Genomic DNA, 23,810 nt, shown 5'->3' with positions numbered 1-23,810 from the left:
TTGCATTGGGGTTTGGGCGTGCGGTCAGGACGAGGCGCGGGGCGCGCGGCGTTCGCGCACCAGCATCGGTCCGTATTCCACCGTGAACAGTGCGAAGGCGGCGATCCACAACACACCCGAAAGCGCAATTAGATGGTGGTAGTGAGCCGGCAGCACCTCGGCCAGCGGCCGGATCAGCGCCGCGCCCGCAATCGCGACATAGGAGGCACTGGTGAGTGCCGATCCCACCAGTGGCCGTCCGGTATGGCCGCGCGTGGCGCGCGTCATCACGGCGAGCATCATGAAGGCGATCACACCGACGGTGAGTACATGCATGACCGGGTAGTCACCGAGGAGCTCGATCCCGCCGGCCGCTATCGCCAGGAAGCCGAGCGGCACAAAGGCGTAAGCCGCGTGGAGGACGAAAAGCAGCTTCTCCGGCCAGGTCGGCGATCCGTGCCAGCGCAGCAACCGTACCGCATGAAAGGCGCACGCGATGACAGCAACTGATGCGGTGACGATGTGAACGGGCGCGAAGGTCCAGGCGCCGAGCGCCGCAACGCCGATCAGGATCGCTGCGGTGTCGAACCGGTTGTAGGGAACCGGGAAATCGGTGCGGCCAACCTTGTTCAGCCAGTTGCGCGTGAAGCTCGGCACGATGCGTCCGCCGACGATCATGATCAGCATGGTGTAGGCCCCGATCGCCAGCCGCGCTGCGGCGTCGACATCGAGATTGCCGAGGACCGAGAGGTGGAACCAGATATTGGCGGCGGACAAAATTATGAGCCCGCCGATCACCTTGAGGTCCTTCCACTTGCGACCGACGATCACCTCGCGCGCGCAGATCAGCAACAGCACCGGCAGAAACAGAGCTTCGACAGCGGCTGCGACAGGTAGGCCGATGATGCCGCTCGAAAGCAGAGCAACCCGGCCAATGACCCAGAGCCCGAAGAGGGCAGCGAGCGGTTGGCCGGAAACCGGCAGCCTTCCGGTCCAGTTCGGGATCGCCGTCAGCAGAAAGCCGCCGAGAACGGCGGAGGAAAAGCCAAACAGCATCTCATGCGCGTGCCAATGGGCGGCACCGTAGTCGCCGGCTAGGTCCAGCCCGAGAATCAGCGCGGCGATCCACAGCGCCATGGCGCCGATCGCCCACAGGGCGGCCGCCAGAAAGAACGGCCGGAAGCCATAGGAAAAAAGCACCGGACCGGTGGTCGAGAGTCCGCGCGGAATGCCGCCGCTTGGTTTCGGCTTTATCAATCTGTCCAACATGGTCGTGGTCCTCGTCGTGCGTCCTTTAGGGACTTGCGGATGAGGCTTGATCTATCAATGGGTTCGAAGGCCCTCTTTGCGAAAACGCAAGTATCGCGGCCCGGTCGGACCACCGACGTCGCAAGGCATAAAGAAAAGCGATCTCCTCGCAACGATTTGTTCCAAGACAAAGACGCGATTCGTCTGTGGTTCTACTTCTCTAGTGGCTGCTGGGGGACCGGTGGTCGAGACCGGAGGTGAGGCCGCCAAAGTCGGCGCCACCCACCCTAACGCGTTGAATACAGGCGCGTTTTGCAGAAGGCCAATCCCGGCCGCTGGAACGCGCTGAAGGAGAGCAAGATGACTGAACAACTTCAGATGACCCGCCGGACGATGCTTGCCGGCGCTGCCCTGGCGGGCGCGGTTGCGCCGCTTCTCCATACCGCCCAGGCACATGCCGCTGGCGCCGCCGCGGCAGCCGGTGCTGCTCCCGTCGACATCTCGACGCTGCCGCGCGTGAAGGTCGATCTCGTCAAGCCGCCTTTCGTCCACGCCCATGATCAGGTCGCCAAGACCGGACCGCGCGTCGTCGAGTTCACCATGACGATCGAGGAAAAGAAGCTGGTGATCGACCGCGAGGGCACCGAGATCCATGCGATGACCTTCAATGGTTCGGTGCCCGGCCCGCTGATGGTGGTGCATGAGAACGACTATGTCGAACTGCGGCTGATCAACCCCGACACCAACACGTTGCTGCACAACATCGACTTCCACGCCGCAACCGGTGCGCTTGGCGGTGGGGCGCTGACGCAGGTGAACCCGGGCGAGGAAACTACGCTGCGCTTCAAGGCGACCAAGCCCGGCGTCTTCGTCTACCATTGCGCGCCTGAAGGCATGGTGCCCTGGCACGTCACCTCGGGCATGAACGGCGCCATCATGGTGCTGCCGCGCGACGGCCTGAAGGACGAGAAGGGCCAGCCGCTGACCTACGACAAGATCTACTATGTCGGCGAGCAGGACTTCTACGTGCCGAAGGATGAGGCCGGAAACTACAAGAAGTACGAAACCCCCGGCGAAGCCTATGAGGATGCGGTCAAGGCGATGCGCACGCTCACCCCGACCCACATCGTCTTCAACGGCGCGGTCGGCGCGCTGACCGGCGATCATGCTTTGACCGCGGCCGTGGGCGAGCGCGTGCTCGTCGTCCATTCGCAGGCCAACCGCGATACGCGGCCGCACCTGATCGGCGGACATGGTGACTATGTCTGGGCGACCGGCAAGTTCCGCAACCCGCCGGACCTCGACCAGGAAACCTGGCTCATACCGGGCGGTACCGCGGGCGCTGCCTTCTACACCTTCCGCCAGCCGGGTGTGTACGCCTACGTCAACCACAACCTGATCGAGGCGTTCGAGCTGGGTGCCGCTGGCCACTTCAAGGTCACCGGCGAATGGAACGACGACCTGATGACATCGGTCGTCAAGCCCGCGTCGATGTAGCCGGGTGACAGCGGATGATCGTGGGGCCGCGCCGACAGCGACCCCACGCGCGAACAAAAGTACGCGCCAACAGGCGCGTGCTACTTCCCCCGGAGACCTCCCATGCCCAGCACCAAGAAAACTGCGGTTTCGCTCCTCTCGCTCGCAGCCCCGGCCGTCCTTTTGGCGGCAATCGGCGGCGTGCTTTCGGCGAAGGTGGGGCTGTTCGACGATCTCAAGGACGGCATCGATCCGTCGATCCGGCCGCCGGTGACCGTCACAATTGCGCCGCGTCAGATGAGCTATCGCGCCGAGGGCCACTTCCTGAAGAACGGATTTGCCGTCGATGCGCCGATCGTCGTCGCCGCGCTCAAAGATCCGCTCGAAATCATGAAATACCAGGTGACGCGCGAGGACTATGACCGCTGCGTCGCCGATAACGGCTGCCAGCAGCCGGAGGGCGGCCATGGTGCCGGCCTGTCGGGCGTGCCAATGACCGGGGTCAACTATACGGACGCAACCGACTACGCGGCCTGGCTGACCAAGAAGACCGGCGCGGTCTGGCGCCTTCCGACCGACCAGCAATGGGCCTTCGCCGCCGGGTCCAAATTCCCCGACGATGCGCTGGGGATCGATGGTACCAAGGACAATCCGGCGCTGCGCTGGCTTGCGGACTACGAGCGCGAATCCAGTCGGCAGCGGGCGAAGAACCCGATGCCGCAGCCCTCGGGCGCCTTCGGCGAGAACGAGTACGGCGTTGCCGATCTCGACGGCAACGTTTGGGAATGGACCGAGACCTGCCACCGCCGCGTCACGATCGGCGACGACGGCGAGGTGCTGAAGGAGGCGCCCGCCTGCGGCATCTTCGTCGTCAACGGCAAGCATCGGGCGTCGATGAGCTTCTTCATCCGGGATCCGAAGAGCGGCGGCTGCGCGGTCGGCGTCCCGCCTGACAATCTCGGCTTCCGGCTCGTGCGCGACGGACGCTGGTATTCGGGCTATCTCTATGCCTTCGAACGCCGGTTTCAGGGTGCGGGCTGAGATGGGACGGCCGATGAAATTGCTGGGAAAACCCTCTCTAGTGCATAAATGCCGGGTCCTTTTGCAGGACCCGGCGCTATGCTAGAGCAGAGGCAATTTCTAATCGGCAGGATGTAGGGCCAACGTGGCTGCACTCGATCGCACACTCGTCAAATCGCTCCCTCTGTTTCAGAAGATGAGCGACCCGGAACTGGACACGCTGCTGACGCGCGCCACGGTGCGGCGCGTGCCGCAGAACGAGGCCGTGTTCGAACAAGGTGCGACGGCCGATTTCTTCTTCCTGTTGCTGAATGGTCGGCTGAAGGTGACCCAGGTCACCAAGGACGGGCAACAGATCATCGTGCGGGTCGTCAATCCCGGCGATCTCTTCGGTTTCGCCCGGGCACTGCAGCGCAGCGACTATCCGGGCACGGCGACGGCGGCGACCGAAAGCCTGGTCCTCGCCTGGCCGACGGAACTCTGGAACATCTTCGTCCAGAAAAATCCGCATCTTGCGGTCAATGCCCTCCATACGATCGGCCAGCGCCTCGACGAGGCCCATACCCGTATCCGCGAAATGTCGACCGAAGAAGTCGAGCGCCGCGTCGCACACACGGTGCTTCGGCTGGCCGAACAGGCCGGAAAACCGGAGAGCGGCGGCATCCGCATCGATTTTCCGATCTCGCGTCAGGATATCGCCGAGATGACCGGAACGACGCTGCACACGGTCTCGCGCATCCTCAGCGCTTGGGAGGGGCGGGGCCTGGTCGTCGGCGGACGGCAGAAGCTGACGCTGAAGGACATTCCCGGGCTGCGGCGCCTGGCGGAGCGCGCCGACAACTAACCCGGCCCTTGATCGCACCTATATGGGGCGAGGCCATCCGTCGCAGGAACCACTGATCATCAGCCCTTCAACGACCGGTCGTCTCCCGAACCCGGGTGATGCAGGTCCATGAATGGTTGAATCGGTTCGCGTAATTCACCAGTATCGGCAACTGCATGACGATGGCCATGACATGGGGGATGGTGTGGTTCGATTTAGCATGCGTGCCGGCCGCCGGCGGCGGACGTTCGGGCGCGCACTTTTGTCGGTGGGGATGCTGACGGTCGCGGGCTGTGCCCGGGATCCGCTTGCGCCTTCGATCGTGGTGTTCGGCTCGTATTTTCCAGCCTGGCTGCTCTGTGCCGGGCTCGGTATCGTCACGACGGTCGTCGCAAGGCTGATCCTCGTACACGCCGGCATCGACGAACACCTGCCGGCGCCGCTTCTCGTCTACCTCTCGCTCGCGCTCACCACCAGCATCGTCTATTGGTTCCTGGCCTTTGGCGGAGCGCCGCATTGAGTGCCGGTGATCTCTTCCGGCGCGCGGTCGCGCGTGTGCTCGGCCCGCTCATCATCGCCAGCGCGGCCTTCGCGGTCTATTTCGCTTTCTGGCAGGTCGATCGCAGCCCGCGCACGGACGTCGCTGAAATCGATGCGCCGACGGTCGCGATCGCCGCGAGCGTGCCGGGCCGGGTCATCGCCGTCGAGGTGCGCAACAATGCGAGCGTGAAGAAGGGCGATGTGCTCTTCCGCCTCGATCCGGAACCCTATCGCCTTCGCCTCGAGCAGGCGCAGGCCGAACTGACGGCGACGCAGTCGGAAGTGGCGCAGGGAGAGCGCAATCTCGATCTCGAGCGTGCCAATGCCGACGTCGCCGACCGGCAGATCGCCCGCGCAAAGAACAATGTCATGCTCGCGCGCCAGACACAGGAGCGGCTGGAGCCGCTCTTGCCGAAGCGGTTCGTGACGGCGCAGCAGGTCGACGAGGCGCGTACCGCCGTCAAGGATGCCGAGGTCAGCCTTGCTCAAGCGTTGCAGTCGGCCCATGGCGCAAACCGGGTGATCGGCACCCTCGATACCCGTAAGGCCCAGGCAGATGTGGCGCGGGCGACGGTCGCACTTGCGGAGCGGGACCTGGAGAACACAATCGTTCGGGCGCCGTTCGACGGCAAGATCGTCGGCTTGCGCACGACGGTCGGCAAGGTCGTGGTTCCTGCCGAAACGCTGTTTACCCTGATCGACACGGCCGAATGGGAGACCGTCGCCTTCTTCCGCGAAACGGAACTCAAGGCGATCGCCATCGGCAGCCGCGCCGATGTCTTCGTCATGGCGGATCCGGAGCGTCGTGTTTCCGGCACGGTCGAGGGTGTCGGCTGGGGCGTGCGATCGGAAGATTCGGCCACGATCCTCGGCATACCGATCGTTTCCAACTCGCTGAACTGGGTGCGGGTCGCCAAGCGCTTTCCCGTACATGTGCGACTTGAAAACCCGCCGGAGGACCTGATGCGCGTCGGCGCCTCCGCCGTCGTCGTCATCGGGCCCGCGCGCAACGACGCCGATGCTGTTCCAGCCGCGAAGTAGCGTCCGCTACACGTCGATCCTCTGGGACGAGTTGAAGCCCTATCCGGGCCGGCTGGACCTTTCCCTGCGCATGGCGCTGGTCACCACGCTGGTTGCGGTGACGGCGATGGCGCTGCAGGTCCCCGAAGCGGCGATCTCCTGTTATCTCGTCTTCTTCGCTTTCAGAGCCGATGCCGGCTCCGGCATCCTGATCGCCATCGGCTTGTTGGTCGGCGCGACAATCGGGATTCTGCTGGCCATCGTCTGCCTCATGGTCGTGGCGGACGAGCCGGCCTTGCGCCTGGCGCTGGTCGCCTTCTTTACGTTCGGTGGCATGTACCTGACGCAGGCAAGCCGCGCCGGGCCGCCGATCGGCACGGTCGCCATGGTCTTTGCCTTCGTCATGACACTCTACGACATCGTGCCGATCCCGGAACTGCTGATCCGAGGGCTCGCCTGGATGTGGGTGGTCGTGTTCTTCCCGGTCGTCTACCTGGTCGCGATCCATGTCATCGCCGGCCGTAGCCCGGCGCGAAAGCTTCGCTCCGCGATCGCCGAACGGTTGGAAGTGGCAGGCCGACTTCTGGCCGGCGGAGACGACGCGGCGAAACCTGTGGCTGCGGCATTGCTGGCCAAAGGCAATGGCGAGCTCAAGAAATATGCGGGGGTCGCAAAGCTGCTGGCCTTGATGGGCAAGCGCGACGTGGCGCGCATGAAGGCGGCGACGGACGCGTCCTATGATCTGCTGACACTGGCACTCGCCCTATCGCTCGATGAGCGGAGGCCGCGGGAAAATGCTGCGGCGGCGGAGGTTCTTCGCCGCATTGCCGAAGCGATCCGTAGATATAAGCCGCCCGAGCAGGGCTTGCTCGGCTCGCCTGATTTTCGTGCCTTCAAAGCCGCTGATCCTCTCCCGGCGCGCCAGGTTGAAAGGATCGTCGACATTTTGGCGGGGGTTGACCAGCCCGCGCTCGCGTCAGGCGCTGTTGAGGAAGGTTTCTTCCTGCCGGATGCTTTCAGCAATCCGCTCTACACGCAGTTCGCGCTGAAGGCGCTGCTTGCGGTGATGATCACCTACATCACCTATACGGCCCTCGATTGGTTTGCGATCCACACCGCGCTGATCACCTGCTTCATGGTGGCGCTTGGGACGACGGGCGAGACCCTGCACAAGCTGACGCTGCGGCTGACGGGCTGCCTGCTTGGCGGCGCCGTTGCGATTGGCTCGACGATCTGGCTCGTGCCGCACATGACGGATATCGGCCAGCTCGCTTTCCTCGTCGGTACGGTCAGCCTCATTGCGGCATGGATTTCCGTCGGTTCTGAGCGCATTTCCTACATCGGCTGGCAGATGGCGCTCTGCTTCTTCCTCGTCGTGCTGCACGGTTTCGGCCCAAACCTGGATCTCAACGAGGCGCGCGATCGCATCATCGGTATCGTCTTCGGCAACATCGTCGTTTCGGTCGTCTTCTCGACGATCTGGCCGGTCAGCATCGGGCAGGGAATACGCAAGGGCCTTGCGGCAAGCGGCGCCATGCTTGCCGACCTCTTGGCGCGCCGCGGCGGCCGCACCGGCGACTATGCCGAGCTGATCAGCGGTGTCGCCGGCGCCCTGCGCCGGAGCGAACTGCTGCGGTTCGAGCCGGCAAACGTGCGACGGGGAGACATCGACGCCCGGACGACGGAGCGTATTGCCCTCGCCCTGCAGGAACTGGCCGCACCCATCGTCGAACTGCGCGAACACGACCGCGCCTTCGGCCCGTTGCGTGGCGCGTCTGCGCCGCTCAAACGCGCCGTCGTTGGCTATGAACGCGCGGTGGCGCAATGGCTGAACGATCAGGCCGAGCGATTGGAGGTTTGGCCCCCGACGAAGCCAAATTCTGATCTGTCCCTGGCGCTTCGACGGCTGAAAGCGCGTCTCGCCCGCGCCCGGCAGGCAATCGACGATGCGCGAGGTTTTCCCCGGCGAATTCGCGACGAGCTCGCCTGGAGGCTTGAACTCTACGAGAAGATCGAGACTGTGGTTCGGCGGCTGGCGGCGGGGGATGCCTTGGAATGATGGTTTCTGCGGGGGCGAGGTGGGGTTCGGCAGGGGTGATCGCCCTTTGCCGAAGCTTGTGCCGTGCAGCCCGAGGCTCTCTTCTCCTTGGCGCATTGTCGATCCTGGCAGCCTGCACGTCCGCGGCTCTCGATGATCTGGCGCCACCGAGCGCTGACCGGCCGGCCGTTTCGGGAACGGGCAACAAGGAAGCCTCGAAGGCGAGTGCTGGCGCGCCGGATTTTTCTCTCGCGCCAAATCCTGAGATCCCGATTACGATCGCGACGCCGACGATCGATCCGAAACACGACTACAGCTTGCCGGAACTGGTCGATATCGCGCAGCGAACCAATCCGATCACGCGTGCCGCCTGGCAGCGCGCCCGGCAGGCGGCGATCGCCGTCGGCATGACCGAAGCGGTGTACCTGCCTCTCCTGACGGCCGATGTTCTGGCCGGCCTTGAGCAGACGTCGGCGACTGCACCCGGCATCGGCGGGCCTATACCGATCGCGCCCGGCACGCTGACGACAACCGGCGCGCAGTTCATTCCATCCCTGACTGTCAAGTGGCTGCTCCTCGATTTCGGCGGGCGGGATGCGGGGAAAGCGGCTGCGACGCAATTGGCGTTTGCCGCAAACGTCACTTTCAACGGCACCCACCAGAAGCTGATCTTTGACGTCTCAAACGCCTATTTCGTCCTGACGGCGGCGCGCGTTCAACTGAAGATCGCCCGCCAGACGGTGCAGAATGCCGAGCTTGTTCAGGCGGCCGCCAAGGCGCGCATGGGCCGCGGCATCGCCACATCGATCGAAGTCGCTCAGGCAAACCAGCAGGTGGCACAGGCGCGCTTCAACCTGACCCAATCGCAAGGGCACGAGCGCAATGCCTACATGACGCTTCTCGAAGCGGTCGGGGTCTCGCCAACCCTCGAGATCCGCATCGCCGACGGCAGCAATCGCGCTCTGCCAAAGGCCGTACCCGAAGACCTCAACCGGCTGATTGCGACATCGCTCCAGCGTCGCCCGGATGTGCAGGCGGCTTTTGCTCGCCTGCAGGCCGACAAGAACGGTATTGCGGCCGCCCGCGCGGAGTTCATGCCGAAGGTTGCACTGGTGGGCAACGTGAACCGCAACATCGGCTCGCTCAGCGTCGAGGACACCCGTTTCGACCAGCGCTCGACGATCCGGGTCAACCAGCCAAACGCCAACCTGATGATCGGCCTGAGTTTCCCGATTTACGATGGAGGGTTGCGCGATTCGCGGCTGCAGTCGGCGATGGCACAGGTCGGCGCTGCCGAGCAGGAGATGGCGCAGCTGCAAAACACCGCAGCGCGGGAAGTTGTCGTCGCCTACGATCTGCTGCGAACCAGCCTGGCCGGCTATGCGGCAGCAAGCGAGCTGACGACCGCCGCTCAGACGACCTACGATGCTGCGGTCGACTACTACAAGCAGGGCCTGGGCACGATCACCGATGTCAGCATCGCGCAGACGGCGCTGCTGCAGGCGAAAGTCGCAAAGGCGACCGCCTACAGCGACACGCTCGTCGCCGCGGCCAGCCTTGCTTTTGCGACGGGAACGCTGACCAACCGCAATGTGGTCAATCGCTTCTGACGACCCGACGTGACGTGTGATCCACTTCGCTCACCACAGGATCGACGACGCCTCGATCAACAGTCCATCGAACGCGCCAGCAAGGATGCCCGCCACGGCCGTCGTTCCGATATGAGCGGCAAGAATGAGCAATCCCAGCATAGAGACGGCCGATCCAATCCGGATTGCCGAGACGCGTTCGCTTTCGAGCGTCAACGGAATGACGACCGGCGTGGATAGTATCGGCCGTGGCGCACCCCGGAGGTTCTCATTTGCCGCACGCAGGAGACGGCGCGGCCTCGGATATTTCAGGCGGCTTTTTTCGCATATTCCGGGATAGGTTTCGCAAACTGAGCTAGGCATCTGACGTGTCCCTGACCAACTGGATTTGCAGTGATTTTAAGCGCTCCGTCCGCATTGGCCGTTCCCGGGGGAACTCCTAAGTAGAGGGCTTGTTGCCTTCGAGAAGCAGGCGATGTCTCGCGAGCGCCTGGCCGACAAATTCGGTGAAGGCGCTGACACGGGCCGTGCGCCGCAGGTCCTCGTGTGTGAGAAGCCAAAGCTCCCGCGTCATCTCGGCAACCGGCGCGCCGATGCGGACGAGACCGGGTGTCGTGTCTCCAAGATAACAGGGCAGGGCAGCAAGACCGATGCCGGCCATTGCCGCCTCGCGCGCCGTGACCAGCGAATCGCAACGCAAGACCGCGGGCGCCGCGAGCGCCGCACGCATCCATCGTGCCACGCTCGTGGACGCGAGCGCATCGCCAAGCCCGATCCAGTGTTCCCGTGCGATATCGATCGTATCGGCAGCGGCCAGTCCCCGAATGTCGAGATAGGACGGCGCCGCATAGACGGCGAAAGCGACCTTGGCGATCCGCCGGCCGACCAGAGCATCCGGTGAATCGACCGCGGGGCGTATGGCGACGTCCGCGTCGCGATGGGAGAGGTTTGCAAGCGCATTCGAGGTGCTGACCTCGAGCAGGACGCCGGGATGACGTTGACGGAAATCAGCCAGGATCGAGGGCAGGATCGACGCCATGAGCGTATCGGTGGTGGTGATCCTCAGGCTACCCTCGAGCCGCAAATCCTGCCCCGTCAAGCGGCGCTCGAGCTCCGTGACCGTGTCAGCCATCTGCCGGGCCACCGCCAGGAGCTCCTCGCCGCCGGCAGTGAGCGTGTAGCCGGACGGGAGCCGGTCAAACAGCCGGACCCCGAGCTTCTGCTCAAACGACCCGACACGCCGGAGCACGGTCGTGTGATTGACGCCGAGCGCCCTGGCGGCGGCAGCAAGGGAGTTCGCCTCGGCAACCGCCAGAACAAAGCGGAGGTCTTCCCAGTCGATACGGTGATGGCTGTGCATGATTGCGCAAACCTAAAACAGGTTGTTCGTCGGATGGGCGAATTTGCACTGCCACCACCGCGTATTGTCAATCGCTTTTCGCCATCGAGTTCCACGGTCTAGACGACCCATTCGGTCTGGAGCCGTCATTGAATGCGGCTGTGCAAATACGCAGAGGCACTAGGCAAAACGACAGATCGTTCTGCAACGGAGCACCGGCTAATGTTGGTCTCACGATCGGATGGGCCGGTCGGTGGAGCGACACGAGATGATCCCATTCTTCGGCGATAGGGCGCTTAGGACGGGTGCTCACTCGGCCGCCCCGCACCGTCCTCAGCCGTTGCCGCACTAGAGCGCGTCCACCTGATCAACCCTTCCTCCATTTTCAACGTCATTTTTATCCAGGAGGTCCCGTGATGGAGACCCTGTTCGTTCCCTTGGCTTTGTTTGCGGGTGGCCTGCTCGCCGTTCAGGCGGGCGCTAACGCCCAACTTTCCAAAGCCGTCGGATCGCCCTTTGCGGCGACCACGCTTCAGCTCGCGATTGGCACCGGCCTGTTGTTTCTCGTCACCCTCGTGACGGGGACAATCGCTGCCCTTGGCGCAATTCCCGCGGTCAAGTGGTGGCACCTCATCGGCGGCACCGCCTCGGCCGTCTACGTCGTCTCGACCATCGTTCTCTTCCCCCGCCTTGGCGCCGTCGTTTCCGTCGGGTTGTTCATCGCCGGACAGATGCTCGCTTCTCTCACGCTCGATAGTTTCGGCTTGCTGGGCGTCCCGCAGGCGGGACTGCGGCTCGGGGCCGCCGTCGGCACGCTCGTCGTGCTCCTCGGGGTTGCCATGGTCGTGTTCGGGCAAGGCGGAAGGGACAATCTTAAAGCGGACCGGCTTGGCTGGATCGCCCTTGCGTTGATGGCAGGGGCCGTGCTCCCGGTCCAGGGCGCCGTCAATGCGCTCCTGCGTCATGATCTCGGTGGTGCGCCGTTCGCGGTGGGTGCGATCTCGTTTCTCGTCGCAACGCTCGCCATGGCGGCTGTGATGCTTCTGGTGCTCGCCGGGCAAAAGACATCCCGCCCTGACATCGCCGGCGTGCAGACGATGCCCTGGTGGGGTTGGCTCGGCGGTCTCGCAGTAGCGACCTATGTCACTACTGTCTTTACCGCGATCCCGGCGATCGGCGCAGCCGCCGCTGTCGGCCTCACCGTGGCCGGCCAGCAGGTCGCAAGCGTCTTCGTCGATCGCTACGGCTGGTTCCGCCTGCCGCAGCGGTCCGTGTCGGGGCTGCGCCTGGGCGGCGTGGTGCTGCTGTTGGCCGGTGTCGCCATCATCAAACTCGTCTGAAGCCGCAACCGATCGCGATCTGCCGAACGCCGGAGAATTGCCATGTCATCCACATCGCTTGCCTGGATCTATCTTGTTCTCTCCGGGGTTGCAGACGTCGCCTGGGCTGTCAGCACCAAGTTCTCGAACGGCTACAGCCGCCTGTCCTGGACGCTGGTCTCGATCGTCGCGTTGGTTGTCTTTCTCTCCCTGCTTACCCAGGCGCTCAAGACCTTGCCGCTAGGTACAGCTTACGCGGTCTGGACCGGCATCGGCGCCGTCGGATCCGTTCTCTGCGGCGTGCTGCTCTTCGGCGAAGCCATCACTCTCTCGCGGGCAACCGCAATGCTGGTGATCGCCGGCGGCGTCATCGCGCTGAAGATCATGCCAGCATGAACTCCAGGATAGAGAGGCCTCAAAACACAGCTTCTTCAACAGATTGAGCCATCTTTCTCGACCATGCTGCTGTCACAATCAGCCGGCCGCGGTCGTGTGTGGCGGGTCAGCATTCCGTAGCGGGAATTCGCGGTCCCAACGTGACCAAACAGCGTACTGGATGACCCGTTTATAGAAGCGGCCGCGCCAGCATTTCGGCGCCGAGCACGAGCAGGCAGACGAGGAAACCGCGCCGGAATGCGGACGGGCTGACACGGCTGCGAACGAGTTGCCCTGCCCACATGCCGACGAGCGCCGGCGCAATGGCGAGACTGGAGACGAGCAGATTGTCGGCCTCGAAGGCGCCTTGCCAGACGAGCCCGGCGGTGAGGGCGATCGTGGAGACAGTGAATGAGAGGCCGAGCGCCTGCACCAGGTCGTCCCGTTCAAGACCAAGCGCCTGCAGGTAGGGCACGGCCGGGATGACGAAGACGCCAGTTGCGCCCGTCACGATCCCGGTTGCCGCGCCGACGACCGGAGACAGCCACGGCTCCCACTTTGCCGGTACGTGTAGCTGACGCGCAAAGAGTGTGAAGGCCGCGTAGAGAACGAGTGCTGCACCAAGCGCGCCCGTCGTCAGCGCGGTGCTTCCACCGGCAAGCACCGATGAACCACTGAGCGTGCCGACGACGACCGCCAGCATCATCGGCCAAAGCCGAATAGCGAGCGCGCCGAAGCTCGGGCCGGCAAGAAGCTGCCAGACGTTCGTCACGAAGGACGGGGCAATCAACAGGCTGGCGGCGGCAAGGGGTGAGATGAGCGTACCGAGCACACCCATCGCCAGGGTCGGCAACCCCATGCCGGTGACGCCCTTGAGGATGCCGGCGGCGAAGAAAGTTGCGGCAATCGCAACGGCGAGGGACGGAGCAAGATCGAGCATGCCACCGGCATAGCGCATACCCGCACCGGCACAATGCGGATCATCCGCAATCAGACTTCGGCTGGTCCGAAGGCTGTTTTTCCGATAGCCTCGTTTGCATGCGCTTCGACCTCACCGACCTTCGACTGTTTCTTGCCGTGGTGGATGCCGGCAGCATAACCCATGGCGCAGCGGATGCCGGGCTTTCGTTACCGGCGGCCAGCGAACGCCTGCGTGACATGGAGGCGATCGGCAAGGTCAAGCTGCTCGAACGTGGCCGCCGTGGGGTGCGGCCGACGCCGGCCGGAGAAGCGCTGGCGCATCACGCCCGGCTGATCCTGCGGCAGATGGCGCGGATGCGCGGAGAGCTTGGTGAACACGCCGACGGTCTTCGAGCAACAATCCGGCTCGCGGCGAATACAGCCGCACTCACGGAGTTTCTGCCGCAGCGGCTCGGCGCCTGGATGGCGACACATCCGCGGATCGACGTCGATCTGAAGGAACGCCAAAGCATCGAGATTGCGAGAGCCGTCGCCGCCGACCTCGTGGAGATCGGCATTCTTTCGGACCAGGTCGATACGGGCGGCCTGCGACTGCGCCCCTTCGCGATCGACCGCCTCGTCGTCGTGATCCCGCGCGATCATGCACTGGCGGCAAGCAGGCATGTCGACTTTGCCGACGTTGTCGACCAGCCGTTCGTCGGCCTGACGGATGGCGCATTGCAGGGCCACATCGACGCGCACGCGCGCCGGTTGGGTCAGACGCTGAAGATCCGCACGCGCCTGCGCAGCTTCGAGGGCCTGTGTCAGATCGTTTCGGCGGGTGTCGGTCTTGCCATCATGCCGGAGACGGCGGCGCGCCGCGGCGGCAGATCCGCAAAGACTGCGTTCGTGCGCCTTGCCGATGACTGGGCGACGCGGCGGCTGTCCGTCTGCGTGCGGGCGGAAGAAGAACTGAGCCCGTCGGCACGAGCTCTGTTCGCACATCTGGGCTCGCGCGGTTCGCGTTGATCTTGGAACGTGCGCCGGCCTTTAATCGCAAAAATTGATTTTCCTTTGGAACTCTTCGCGCCTTTGGCGGTTGCGCTCCCATAGGGATGTCGTTCGGCCCGATCCTTGCCGGGCCTATTGCGTGAGAAGGAGAGGGAGCATGATGCTTTTCCGAAGAGGACAGGAAACGCCCCGGAAGGCTCGGAATCCCAACTTCTCTCAGACGGGCCGCCCGCTCGTTTCCAAGAACGAGACACTATCCCGGACCTTTTCTGCAGGCCGCGAGGTATCGTCATGATCGGAAAATCGATGCCGGCCTATGTGATCGATCTCGCCTTTGTCGAGCGGATGCTGGAGATGGCGGAGCGGCGTATCGCCGAGCCCGCGTCGAGCCAATCTCTCCACCAAGAGATTGCCGACGAACTTGAGCGGACCGGAGGAGATCCGAAGATGGCGCGCATCCTGCTCGTCACCTTCACCAATTCCTACGCCGCGCACGTCACGAGTGGCGATCGCCTGCGAAAGCTGAGAATTGAAGCGGAATGGGGTTCTTTCTTGCGCCGAAGGTGGCTTTGAGGCTCGCTTCCAGAGCGCTCAAGGGACAGGCACCGGCCCGAAGCTCGGCAGTCGAAGCTAGCAGAGCAACAGGAATACCGGCATCAGGGCGACCAGGTAAGCGAGACCGTCGGCGGTCAGGCGATCGCGAAGGTTCGGCGCAGCGAAGCAGTTGCCCGATAGGCGTCCATTATTGTTCATTTTTTTGTTCTTCCTTGGTTGTTGTTGTCGAGCCCGCCGGGAGGAAGGGGCCGGGCCCGTCGCATATGGGAGACAGGTCGGTCGGGATCAATGAAGGGCGCCAGGCAAAGCAGTCCTCCACGCAAAATTCCGACGTCGACCGGTTGTCGATCTTCCAACGCGGTGCTTGAGGAGCCGGGTGTTAGCAGGGTTTGAACCCGATGCAATGCGTTGCCGGTCACGTCCTTGCACGTTTGCGTGAGCCGCCGCCGCCGAGCCGTCCGAACCGCGCATCCGAACGCCAACTCGGAAGCGGGCGCTCGGCCGCCCGCTTGGCCGCTCGTTGCGGCTTGAGATTTGAAGCCGGGGAATGCGGTGCAATAGTCCGTGCGTTCACCGAGGGGGAATGCTTTATGGATCGACTGGAACCACGCATCCGTCGCGCGACGGCGGCGGATGTGGAAGAGCTTGGCTATGTCGGACCAGCGGCCTATGCCGCAGAATATGCGTATCTCTGGGACGACAGCGCTGCCCTGGCGCGTCAACTGGCGACATTCAGTTCGGACGCATTCTCGCAGCTGCTCGAACGTCCGGAGGCGCGCGTCTGGGTGGCGCAGGTGGATGAGGCAATTGTCGGCTTTCTCACGATGATCATTGGGGCCGTCGACCCGATCCGGTCAAAGCCCGGCGGCACTGAGATCCCACGAATTTATCTCCTGCCGGCCGCCAAGGGGCAGGCCATTGGCCGTAAACTCGTGGAATATGCCATCACCCAGGCGAAGCAGGAAGGCAGCCGTTATGTCTGGCTGGACGTGATGGCGTCGGCAGAACAGGCACGACGTGCGTACCTCAAATGGGGCTTTGTCGAACTGGGCGTGACGCGTTTCGCAAAACCCGTGAAAGCGGACCTTGCCGGGATGATCGTCTTGGCCAAGCAACTCGATTGAACGCCGTCCGGGCGAGGCGCGAGCAGCTTCTGTCCGTCACACCATTCGTGAGGGCGGATTGTTTTAAGGCTCGGCGCGACGCGACCGGCGGCCTCGTCGTGGCATTCCCTCAGGCGCTGAACTCCGCCACCGCCGGCTCAAGCGCTTGTTCGCACCCCAAGTCCTCTTGCGCTCGCCGATAGGCCACGGAAATGGCCGCGAACTTGATCGCCTGCCAGCGAACATAGTCGTTGAGCAGGGTTTCGGAGACGAACAGGTCGCCTCGATTGCCGGGAAGGCTCCAGACGAGGAGCCCGTCCGATTTGGCCCGGGCAAATACCCGCAATACGTGGCCGCGCGACAGGGTGTGCCTGTTCGAAACCTCGCCTGCGGCGAGCGCTCCGAGACAAACCGGCCGATCAAACACCTCAAGGCCGGCCGGGACCCGGCCGATGAGTTCGTGCAGGATATTGCTTCCCGTTTCCGTTCGCACGAACAGATCCACGCTCGCCGGCGGCTGCGCCCAACCCGGATCGAATGCGAGGGATCGAACGGCCAGCGGGTGGATCCGTCCAAGCAGGCGCTGGTCGCCCTCGAACCTGAACGCGCGATCACCGCCATCGAGCCGATCGAGGGCGACCAGATGGCTCGCCAGCCATTGGCCGATCATGCTTTCGCCGTAGGCGCTCAACCGCAATGGCCTTATGCGTTTGTCCCTGCTTTCCTGCGGGACAAGCAAGCCATAGGCAACCATTTCCGCCAGATGGGCCGTAAGCGTGTTCTTGCTGAAGGGGAGCTGTGGCGCGAAGAACTCGATGAGCGCGCCCGCCGTTAGTGGCGAACGCGTTTCATCGCGTTTGCGTTCAAAATGCAGCGCGATGATCGCCTGCGTGATCAGCCACTTCTGCATGCTGGCGACATAGCGCACCACCCTCGGCGCGACATCGTGCATGGCGAGCAGGTCTTTTGCCGCATCGCGCAGGACGGCCAAGAAAGCCGACCCTTCAAGTGGCATTATGGGACTGAAAGCGTCTTGCGATCCTAAAGGCATGATTGTGTCTGTCGCACCACGGCTGATGGCATCCCCGGCATTACTACCCATCCACTGTTGCATCACCATGTCACGCCGTCACCTGTGTGACTCAATTTTGGGTGCACTCACCCACAAACTGCTTCTTTAGTTGATCCTGTTCCGTCGCTCTCGCTATGAGTGGCCAGCTTCTGGGGGAAACATCATGAAATCAATTCTTTGTCGTCTACGCGCAGGTTGAGCCAACAGCTTGCCGAGGCCGACCGTCGCTGCGGCCGAAGCTTGATGTAGCCGACTGACCGAACGGTCCATCCCGGGTCCATGCACGTCGCGCAAGGCGCGCCATGGCCATGGCGTTCTGCGCCGTTTTTTTTGCCCCTGCAACAACGCCCTTAGGCAAATCGAATGCTCAAAAGCCTGCCTTTCCCGCCTGTGTATTCTTCTTTCGCGTTGCCAAAGATGGTCCTGGCACCGTTGCAACGGTGCATGCGCATGCCGCGAGCGTTGCTGATGCTGCTTGTGGGCGCGATCGCAATGTGTGGGCTGGCAGACGAGGCGATGGCCGCCCCGTGCAGGCCGAGCATTTCATTTGCGAGCGTTGGACTGGCGGTCGACAGAAACTTTAACGCCTGCGATGTCTATTTCCCCGACATTCCTCCGACCTGGGGCGGACTGTACAGGCTTCACGGAACCCGTTTGGATAATCAGGCTCCGATCGGTGTCGTGGACGGCACGTCTTACACCCCCAAGCCGGATGACCTGGTTGATACGGTAAATGCCCGTTACGGCTTCACTTTCGACGCGTCGACGGGCACCTACACAATCAGGCTGCTCTCCGTCCGAAACGAGGCCGCCACCTCCGACAGCATCGTGCTCTACAGCTACGACAGAAACGGGGCCCCGTACGGCGGCGAGGCCGCGATAGCCACCCAGCCCAACACAATCTCCGTCACACTGCCGAACGCCTTTCCAGCCGTCGGCAGCGTCAGCCCCACGACCGCCTCGCCCTTGGGCGGCACCTCGGTGATCATCACGGGGACCGGATTTGCCGAAGCCACGTCGGTGAAATTCGGTGGAGCTGCCGCAACGAGCTTCACCATCGACAGCCCGAACCAAATCACGGCAGTCGCGCCCGCAGGAGCGGTTGGCCCAGCAGACATCGTGGTCGCGACGGCTATCGGTTCGACGACGTTTTCAGGTGGCTTCAATTATGTGGTCAGCGCTCCCGGCGCTCCCACGATCGGCGCGGTAACGACGCTCGATCCGGATGGCGCCCAGGTCAATTTTACACCACCCGTCAACAATGGCGGCGGGGCGATCACTGAATATGTCGTAACATCGTCCCCGCATGGAAAGACCGGCGTCGGCTCCCAAAGCCCGATCGCCGTCCGGGGCCTGTGGAGCGGCGTATCCTATACCTTCACGGTGACCGCAAGGAACGCGGCGGGAGTAGGTCCGTCGTCTTCGGCGTCGCAGGCGGTGGTGCCGAGAAATTTCCAGACGATCGATTTCAGCCCGGGTCCCCAGACGTTCGGCACGACGCCTGTGTTGTCGGCGATGAACACCTCAGGCCTCCCGGTCGTGTTCAGTTCGACCACACCTGCTGTCTGCACGGTGACACCGGCTGGCGAATTGACGTTCCATTCCGCGGGTACCTGCACCATCAATGCCGACGCAGAGGGCAACGCTGCCTATTTCCCGGCACAGACGATTACGCGGTCGTTCGCGGTCAATCCGGCCTTGCCGGAGGCACCGACGATCGACGCGGTAACGACGCTCGATCCGGATGGCGCCCAAGTCAACTTCACGCCACCCGTCAACAATGGCGGCGGGGCGATCACCGAGTATGTCGTAACGTCGTCCCCGCATGGAAAGACCGGTGTCGGCACCCAAAGCCCGATCTCCGTCCACGGCCTGTGGAGTGGCATGTCCTATACCTTCACGGTCACCGCAAAGAACGCGGCGGGGGTCGGCCCGTCGTCCTCGGCGTCGCAGGCGGTGGTGCCGAGAAATTTCCAGACGATCGATTTCAGCCCGGGTCCCCAGACGTTCGGCACGACGCCTGTGTTGTCGGCGATGAACACCTCAGGCCTCCCGGTCGTGTTCAGTTCGACCACACCTGCTGTCTGCACGGTGACGCCGCCCGGCCAATTGACGTTCCATTCCGCGGGCACCTGTACCATCAATGCGGACGCAGCAGGCAACGCTGCCTATTTCCCGGCACAGACGATCACGCGGTCGTTCGCGGTCAATCCGGCTTTGCCGGACGCACCGACGATCGGCGCGGTAACGACGCTCGATCCGGATGGTGCCCAAGTCAACTTCACACCACCGGTCAACAATGGCGGCGGGGCGATCACCGAGTACGTCGTAACGTCGTCCCCACATGGAAAGACCGGCGTCGGTACCCAAAGCCCGATCTCCGTAACCGGTCTGTCGAGCGGCATGCCCTACACCTTCACTGTGACTGCAAAGAACGCCGCGGGTGTTGGTCCGTCGTCTTCGCCGTCGCAGGCGGTGGTGCCGAGAAACTTCCAGACGATCGACTTCAACCCAGGGCCACAGACCTTCGGCACGACGCCTCTATTGTCGGCGATGAATACCTCGGGGCTCCCGGTCGTGTTCAGTTCGGCGACGCCCGGTGTCTGCGCCGTGACGCCACCCGGCGAATTGACGTTCCATTCCGCGGGCACCTGCACCATCAATGCCGACGCAGGAGGCAATGCCGCCTACTTTCCGGCCCAGACGGTGACGCGATCATTCGCGGTTCATCCGGTCGTGCCAAGTGTCCCGACAATCGGTGCGGCAACGGCAGGAGACCGGCGGGCAGAAGTCACCTTCGCCGCACAAATCCCTGCCGACGGCGCGCCGGTGGTTTATACCGTCACAGCAAATCCGGGCGGGGCGACCGGCACGGGTTCGCAAAGTCCCGTCACCGTTACCGGACTGACAAATGGCGTCGACTATACTTTCAGCGTGACGGCTACCAATGCGGCCGGAACGAGCGCCGCATCGGCGACGTCCAATTCGGTCACCCCGGCGGCGGCCCAGACAATCAGTTTCGACAATCCCGGTACACAGACGTTCGGCACCACGCCGGTCCTGACGGCGACGTCGGATTCGGGCCTGTCGCCAACCTTTACCTCAGGTACACAGCACGTCTGCTCGATCACCAGCGACGGAAAATTGACCTTCGTCGCCGCGGGCACCTGTACGATCAATGCCCTTCAGGCCGGTAGCCCGGCCCATCTGCCGGCAGCCGAGGTCAGCCAGTCCTTCACGGTCATTCCCGTGGTGCCCGGTGCACCTCTCATCGGCAGCGTCACGGCCGGCGACACGCAGGCAACGATCACTTTCGCAGCACCCGCCTCGAACGGCGGGGCCACTATTGTCGATTACACCGTGACCGCCAATCCGGGCGGCGCGAGCTTCACGGCGGCGGTAAGCCCCATTATCGCCACCGCATTGACCAATGGTACGGCCTATACCTTCACCGTCACGGCCAACAACGCAGCCGGCGCCGGTGCGACTTCCGCGACATCGAACGCGGTGACACCGGTGGCTGCGCAGCTCATCACCTTCGCAAATCCCGGTTCGCAAACCGTGGGAACTGTCTCGACCTTGACGGCGACCAGCAGTTCCGGTCTGCCGCCTGTATTCACCTCGCTGACGCCAGCGATCTGCACCATCACCGGCAGCGCGACACTGACGGCAGTCGCCATCGGTCCCTGCACGATCAGCGCCGACCAACCCGGCAATGCAGCCTATCTACCGGCGCCGACGGTGACCCATTCCTTTGCCATCAATCCGCAACTCCCGATCGTCGGCAGCGTCTCCGCAACGGTCGCGGCAAACTCGGCCGCCAGTCCGGTCGCGCTTTCGCTCTCAGGCGGTGCGGCGGATCGCGTCGAGATTGCATCGGCGCCCGCGCATGGCTCGGCAACGGTTTCCGGCATGTCGATCGACTATACGCCGGATCCCGGCTTTTCCGGCGCGGACAGCTTCACCTATACGGCCACGAACGCAGCCGGCACCTCGGCGCCGGCGACCGTTGCCGTCACCGTCAGCCCGCCGATTTTTGCCTTCACGCCAGCAACCGGTGCGCTCGACGGAGGAGCGGTCGGGAGGGCCTACAGCCAGGCGATCGGCGTCGCGAACGGCGCCGCGCCCTACCGCTTCGCTGTTGTGGCCGGTACGCTGCCGATAGGCCTGCACCTCGATCCATCGTCCGGCGCGATCACCGGAACGCCGACGGCAGAGGGCTCCGGCGGCTTTACCATCTTGGCAACCGATGCGAACGGGGCTACCGGTACCGTCAGTTACCAGATCGCCATCGGTCAGCCGCTTCCTGTCGTCGGAAACGTCGTCGTGGCGGTCACGGCAAGCTCTGCAGCCAACCCGATCCCCCTTTCGCTTTCCGGCGGTTTGGCGCAAAGCGTTTCGGTCGCAGCGTCGCCGTCGCATGGCACGGCGTCTGTGTCCGGAACCTCGATCAGCTATACGCCGGAACCCGGCTATGCCGGCGCGGACAGCTTCACCTATACCGCGACGAACGCCACCGGCACCTCGGCGCCGGCGACGGTGAGCATTACTGTCGTCGCCTCGAAGCTCACGTTCTTGCCTTCGGGCGGTGATCTTCCTGACGCCATGGTGGGCGAAGGCTATTCGGCAATGGTGACCGCCAAAGGCGGCCAGGGCGGAATTCTCTACAGCCAGGTGCGCGGAGAACTGCCAAAGGGCGTGATCCTGAACGTGTCGACCGGAGAACTCAGCGGCCCGCTGCATGCGGATGTCGAAGCCAAAACCTACGGCTTTACGATCGCGGCCCGCGATGCGGTCGGCAATACCGGCGAGGCCAGCTACCGACTGACCGTCAAGGGGCGGGGCGTCACGGTTGTCAGCCGATCCTATACGGTAGTGGAGGGCGACAGCCCACGGAACGTCTACCTGAACGCCGGCGCGACGGGTGGGCCGTTCACCGGTGCAGGGGTCGCCTTCGTGAACCCTTCCAGTGCCGGCAAGGCCGAGATCATCGAAGGCGAACTCGCTGCAAGCGGAGCCTTCGCGCCGGTTGGCTATTATCTGAGGTTCACGCCCAATCCCGGCTTCATCGGCACGGCCGTCGTCGGATACCGCTTGGAAAGCGCGCTCGGCCTGTCCAATACCGGCACGATCACCTACGCGATCGTGCACAATAGCGAAAAAGTCGCGGCAGAAATCGACGGTCTGGTGCGAGATTTCGTTCGTGCGCGGCAGAACCTCCTGTCGACGACGGTCAAGGTGCCGGGCCTGATCGAGCGCCGCAGGATGGGCCGGGCCGGTGGCGATCCGGTCTCGACCAGCATGTCGCCTGCCGCCGATGGGATGACGGTCGGATTTTCCACCAGCCTCGCTCAGCTTACCTCCGCCGATGAGGTCGGGGGCGAAGGCGGGGGCGCGGCCACGCTTTCGCCGTTCAATATCTGGATCGACGGCACTGTCGCGGTGCACAAAAGGGATGAGAACGCCGGCCGCTGGGGAACGTTCGGCCTCCTCTCTGCCGGTGCGGACTATCTGCTGTCGGAGAAGGTGCTGGTAGGCCTGTCGTTTCACCTCGACCGCATGACCGATCCGACTGACGCCGATGCCGAACTGACCGGAAACGGCTGGCTGGCCGGGCCCTATGCCTCCTTCGAGCTTGGCACCGGCGTGTTCCTCGATACCAGCCTGCTCTACGGCGGCTCGTGGAACGACATCGACACAAAATATTTCGACGGTTCGTTCGATACGCGCCGGATCATGTGGGACACGAAACTGCAGGGGCAGTGGCAGCTCGGGGATGCAACCGTGCTGACGCCTGCGCTACGCGCCGTTTTCCTTAACGAGAAGGTCGAAGACTATAGCGTTTCGAGCGGCGACGGCACCAAGGTCGACCTCAAAGGCTTCACCGAGGAACAGTTGCGGCTCAGCGTCGGGGCAGATCTGGAGCGGGCCTACCGCCTCGACAACGGCCTGGTGCTGACGCCGCGCGTCGGCGGCACAGCCGGGTTTGCCGCGCTCGACAACAACGGTGCGTTCGGAACGGTCAGCGCCGGGCTGAACCTCTCCAACGACCTCAACTGGGATTTCGATTTCTCATTGCTCTACGGAATCGAGAGCGATGGCGAGCAGACGATCGGCGCGAAGGCGGGTGCCCATGTGCGCTTCTGACATCGACGCTCTATCGTCTTTGCCCCTCAAGCGCGGCCGCACCCCATCCGGTCGAGATACGGCGCGATCGCCTGGCAAAAGGCGAGCCGTTGGAAGAGGTGCCGTGTGTGGCAGCGTTTGGGCGGCGCTTGGTGTCGGCCTGGCCATCATTTTCGCGGGCTCTTCCTCTCAACGTGAGATGCCGACCTGCGAGTTCTAAGGTCGTAAGAGATCAGGCGACGGGCGAGGTGGCGATCGCAGGCGGCCCCTTGGCCGT

The 23,810-nt window shown here is 63.7% G+C and carries 18 protein-coding genes; 13 read left to right on the top strand and 5 right to left on the bottom strand.

Annotated elements, in window-relative coordinates:
* Nucleotides 1-24: 24 nt before the first annotated feature.
* Nucleotides 25-1,248 carry an NnrS family protein gene (locus tag OKW20_RS29405; protein WP_429177919.1) on the bottom strand — a complete coding sequence of 408 codons (1,224 nt, stop codon included), beginning with the start codon at nucleotides 1,246-1,248 and terminating at the stop codon, nucleotides 25-27.
* Nucleotides 1,249-1,587: 339 nt separating this feature from the next.
* Here OKW20_RS29405 and nirK point away from each other — a divergent pair, with 339 nt between their 5' ends.
* The 7 genes from nirK (at nucleotide 1,588) to OKW20_RS29370 (ending at nucleotide 9,754) form a co-directional block, all read left to right on the top strand.
* A complete protein-coding gene (nirK, locus tag OKW20_RS29400) occupies nucleotides 1,588-2,724 on the top strand; it encodes a copper-containing nitrite reductase (protein WP_034790564.1) in 1,137 nt (378 codons plus the stop codon).
* A gap of 102 nt (nucleotides 2,725-2,826) precedes the next feature.
* Nucleotides 2,827-3,744 carry an SUMF1/EgtB/PvdO family nonheme iron enzyme gene (locus OKW20_RS29395; RefSeq protein ID WP_429177915.1) on the top strand — a complete coding sequence of 306 codons (918 nt, stop codon included), beginning with the start codon at nucleotides 2,827-2,829 and terminating at the stop codon, nucleotides 3,742-3,744.
* Nucleotides 3,745-3,919: 175 nt separating this feature from the next.
* Nucleotides 3,920-4,567 carry a Crp/Fnr family transcriptional regulator gene (locus OKW20_RS29390; protein WP_429177997.1) on the top strand — a complete coding sequence of 216 codons (648 nt, stop codon included), beginning with the start codon at nucleotides 3,920-3,922 and terminating at the stop codon, nucleotides 4,565-4,567.
* Nucleotides 4,568-4,820: 253 nt separating this feature from the next.
* Nucleotides 4,821-5,066 (top strand): YtcA family lipoprotein, encoded by a 246-nt coding sequence (locus OKW20_RS29385; protein WP_429117521.1) that lies wholly within the window; start codon nucleotides 4,821-4,823, stop codon nucleotides 5,064-5,066.
* Nucleotides 5,063-6,127 (top strand): multidrug transporter subunit MdtN, encoded by a 1,065-nt coding sequence (gene mdtN / locus OKW20_RS29380; protein WP_429177912.1) that lies wholly within the window; start codon nucleotides 5,063-5,065, stop codon nucleotides 6,125-6,127. The genes OKW20_RS29385 and mdtN overlap by 4 nt, the downstream gene beginning before the upstream one ends.
* Nucleotides 6,105-8,165: an FUSC family protein gene (locus OKW20_RS29375; protein WP_429177910.1), complete on the top strand. Its 2,061-nt coding sequence runs from the start codon at nucleotides 6,105-6,107 to the stop codon at nucleotides 8,163-8,165. Before mdtN ends, OKW20_RS29375 begins: the two co-directional genes overlap by 23 nt.
* 95 nt (nucleotides 8,166-8,260) lie before the next feature.
* Nucleotides 8,261-9,754: a TolC family protein gene (locus OKW20_RS29370; RefSeq protein ID WP_429177908.1), complete on the top strand. Its 1,494-nt coding sequence runs from the start codon at nucleotides 8,261-8,263 to the stop codon at nucleotides 9,752-9,754.
* A 418-nt stretch (nucleotides 9,755-10,172) separates the two neighbouring features.
* Here the strand turns inward: OKW20_RS29370 and OKW20_RS29365 are convergent, their stop codons facing one another.
* A complete protein-coding gene (locus tag OKW20_RS29365) occupies nucleotides 10,173-11,093 on the bottom strand; it encodes a LysR family transcriptional regulator (protein ID WP_429177906.1) in 921 nt (306 codons plus the stop codon).
* A 395-nt stretch (nucleotides 11,094-11,488) separates the two neighbouring features.
* Here OKW20_RS29365 and OKW20_RS29360 point away from each other — a divergent pair, with 395 nt between their 5' ends.
* Together OKW20_RS29360 and OKW20_RS29355 are read left to right on the top strand one after the other, a co-directional pair.
* Nucleotides 11,489-12,412 (top strand): DMT family transporter, encoded by a 924-nt coding sequence (locus OKW20_RS29360; RefSeq protein WP_429177995.1) that lies wholly within the window; start codon nucleotides 11,489-11,491, stop codon nucleotides 12,410-12,412.
* 42 nt (nucleotides 12,413-12,454) lie between these two features.
* Nucleotides 12,455-12,787, top strand: coding sequence for a DMT family transporter (locus tag OKW20_RS29355; protein WP_043616967.1), 333 nt, complete (start codon nucleotides 12,455-12,457; stop codon nucleotides 12,785-12,787).
* A 169-nt stretch (nucleotides 12,788-12,956) separates the two neighbouring features.
* On the opposite strand, the gene OKW20_RS29350 is transcribed toward OKW20_RS29355, so the two are convergent.
* A complete protein-coding gene (locus tag OKW20_RS29350) occupies nucleotides 12,957-13,724 on the bottom strand; it encodes a sulfite exporter TauE/SafE family protein (RefSeq protein WP_429177904.1) in 768 nt (255 codons plus the stop codon).
* A gap of 80 nt (nucleotides 13,725-13,804) precedes the next feature.
* On the opposite strand from OKW20_RS29350, the gene OKW20_RS29345 reads away from it, so the two are divergent.
* Both OKW20_RS29345 and OKW20_RS29340 read left to right on the top strand, forming a co-directional pair.
* Nucleotides 13,805-14,695, top strand: coding sequence for a LysR family transcriptional regulator (locus OKW20_RS29345; protein ID WP_429177902.1), 891 nt, complete (start codon nucleotides 13,805-13,807; stop codon nucleotides 14,693-14,695).
* 273 nt (nucleotides 14,696-14,968) lie between these two features.
* The gene (locus OKW20_RS29340; RefSeq protein ID WP_043616973.1) at nucleotides 14,969-15,250 is read left to right on the top strand and encodes a hypothetical protein; all 282 of its coding nucleotides are present in this window, start codon (nucleotides 14,969-14,971) and stop codon (nucleotides 15,248-15,250) included.
* A 57-nt stretch (nucleotides 15,251-15,307) separates the two neighbouring features.
* Here the strand turns inward: OKW20_RS29340 and OKW20_RS29335 are convergent, their stop codons facing one another.
* Nucleotides 15,308-15,430 carry a hypothetical protein gene (locus OKW20_RS29335; protein WP_429117539.1) on the bottom strand — a complete coding sequence of 41 codons (123 nt, stop codon included), beginning with the start codon at nucleotides 15,428-15,430 and terminating at the stop codon, nucleotides 15,308-15,310.
* Nucleotides 15,431-15,822: 392 nt separating this feature from the next.
* On the opposite strand from OKW20_RS29335, the gene OKW20_RS29330 reads away from it, so the two are divergent.
* Complete coding sequence (locus OKW20_RS29330) at nucleotides 15,823-16,356, top strand: N-acetyltransferase family protein (RefSeq protein WP_429177900.1); 534 nt, start codon at nucleotides 15,823-15,825, stop codon at nucleotides 16,354-16,356.
* A gap of 109 nt (nucleotides 16,357-16,465) precedes the next feature.
* Here the strand turns inward: OKW20_RS29330 and OKW20_RS29325 are convergent, their stop codons facing one another.
* The gene (locus OKW20_RS29325; RefSeq protein WP_429177898.1) at nucleotides 16,466-17,326 is read right to left on the bottom strand and encodes a hypothetical protein; all 861 of its coding nucleotides are present in this window, start codon (nucleotides 17,324-17,326) and stop codon (nucleotides 16,466-16,468) included.
* Between the two features lie 735 nt (nucleotides 17,327-18,061).
* Between OKW20_RS29325 and OKW20_RS29320 the strand changes: the two genes are divergently transcribed.
* On the top strand, nucleotides 18,062-23,554 hold the full coding sequence (locus OKW20_RS29320; RefSeq protein ID WP_429177896.1) for a fibronectin type III domain-containing protein: 5,493 nt from the start codon (nucleotides 18,062-18,064) through the stop codon (nucleotides 23,552-23,554).
* The last annotated feature ends 256 nt before the right edge of the window (nucleotides 23,555-23,810 follow it).

This window comes from Ensifer sp. LBL (assembly GCF_050435225.1).
Taxonomy (GTDB): Bacteria; Pseudomonadota; Alphaproteobacteria; order Rhizobiales; family Rhizobiaceae; genus Ensifer.
Note: the sequence above shows the minus strand (reverse complement) of the source record. Positions and strands in the feature narration are given on the sequence as shown.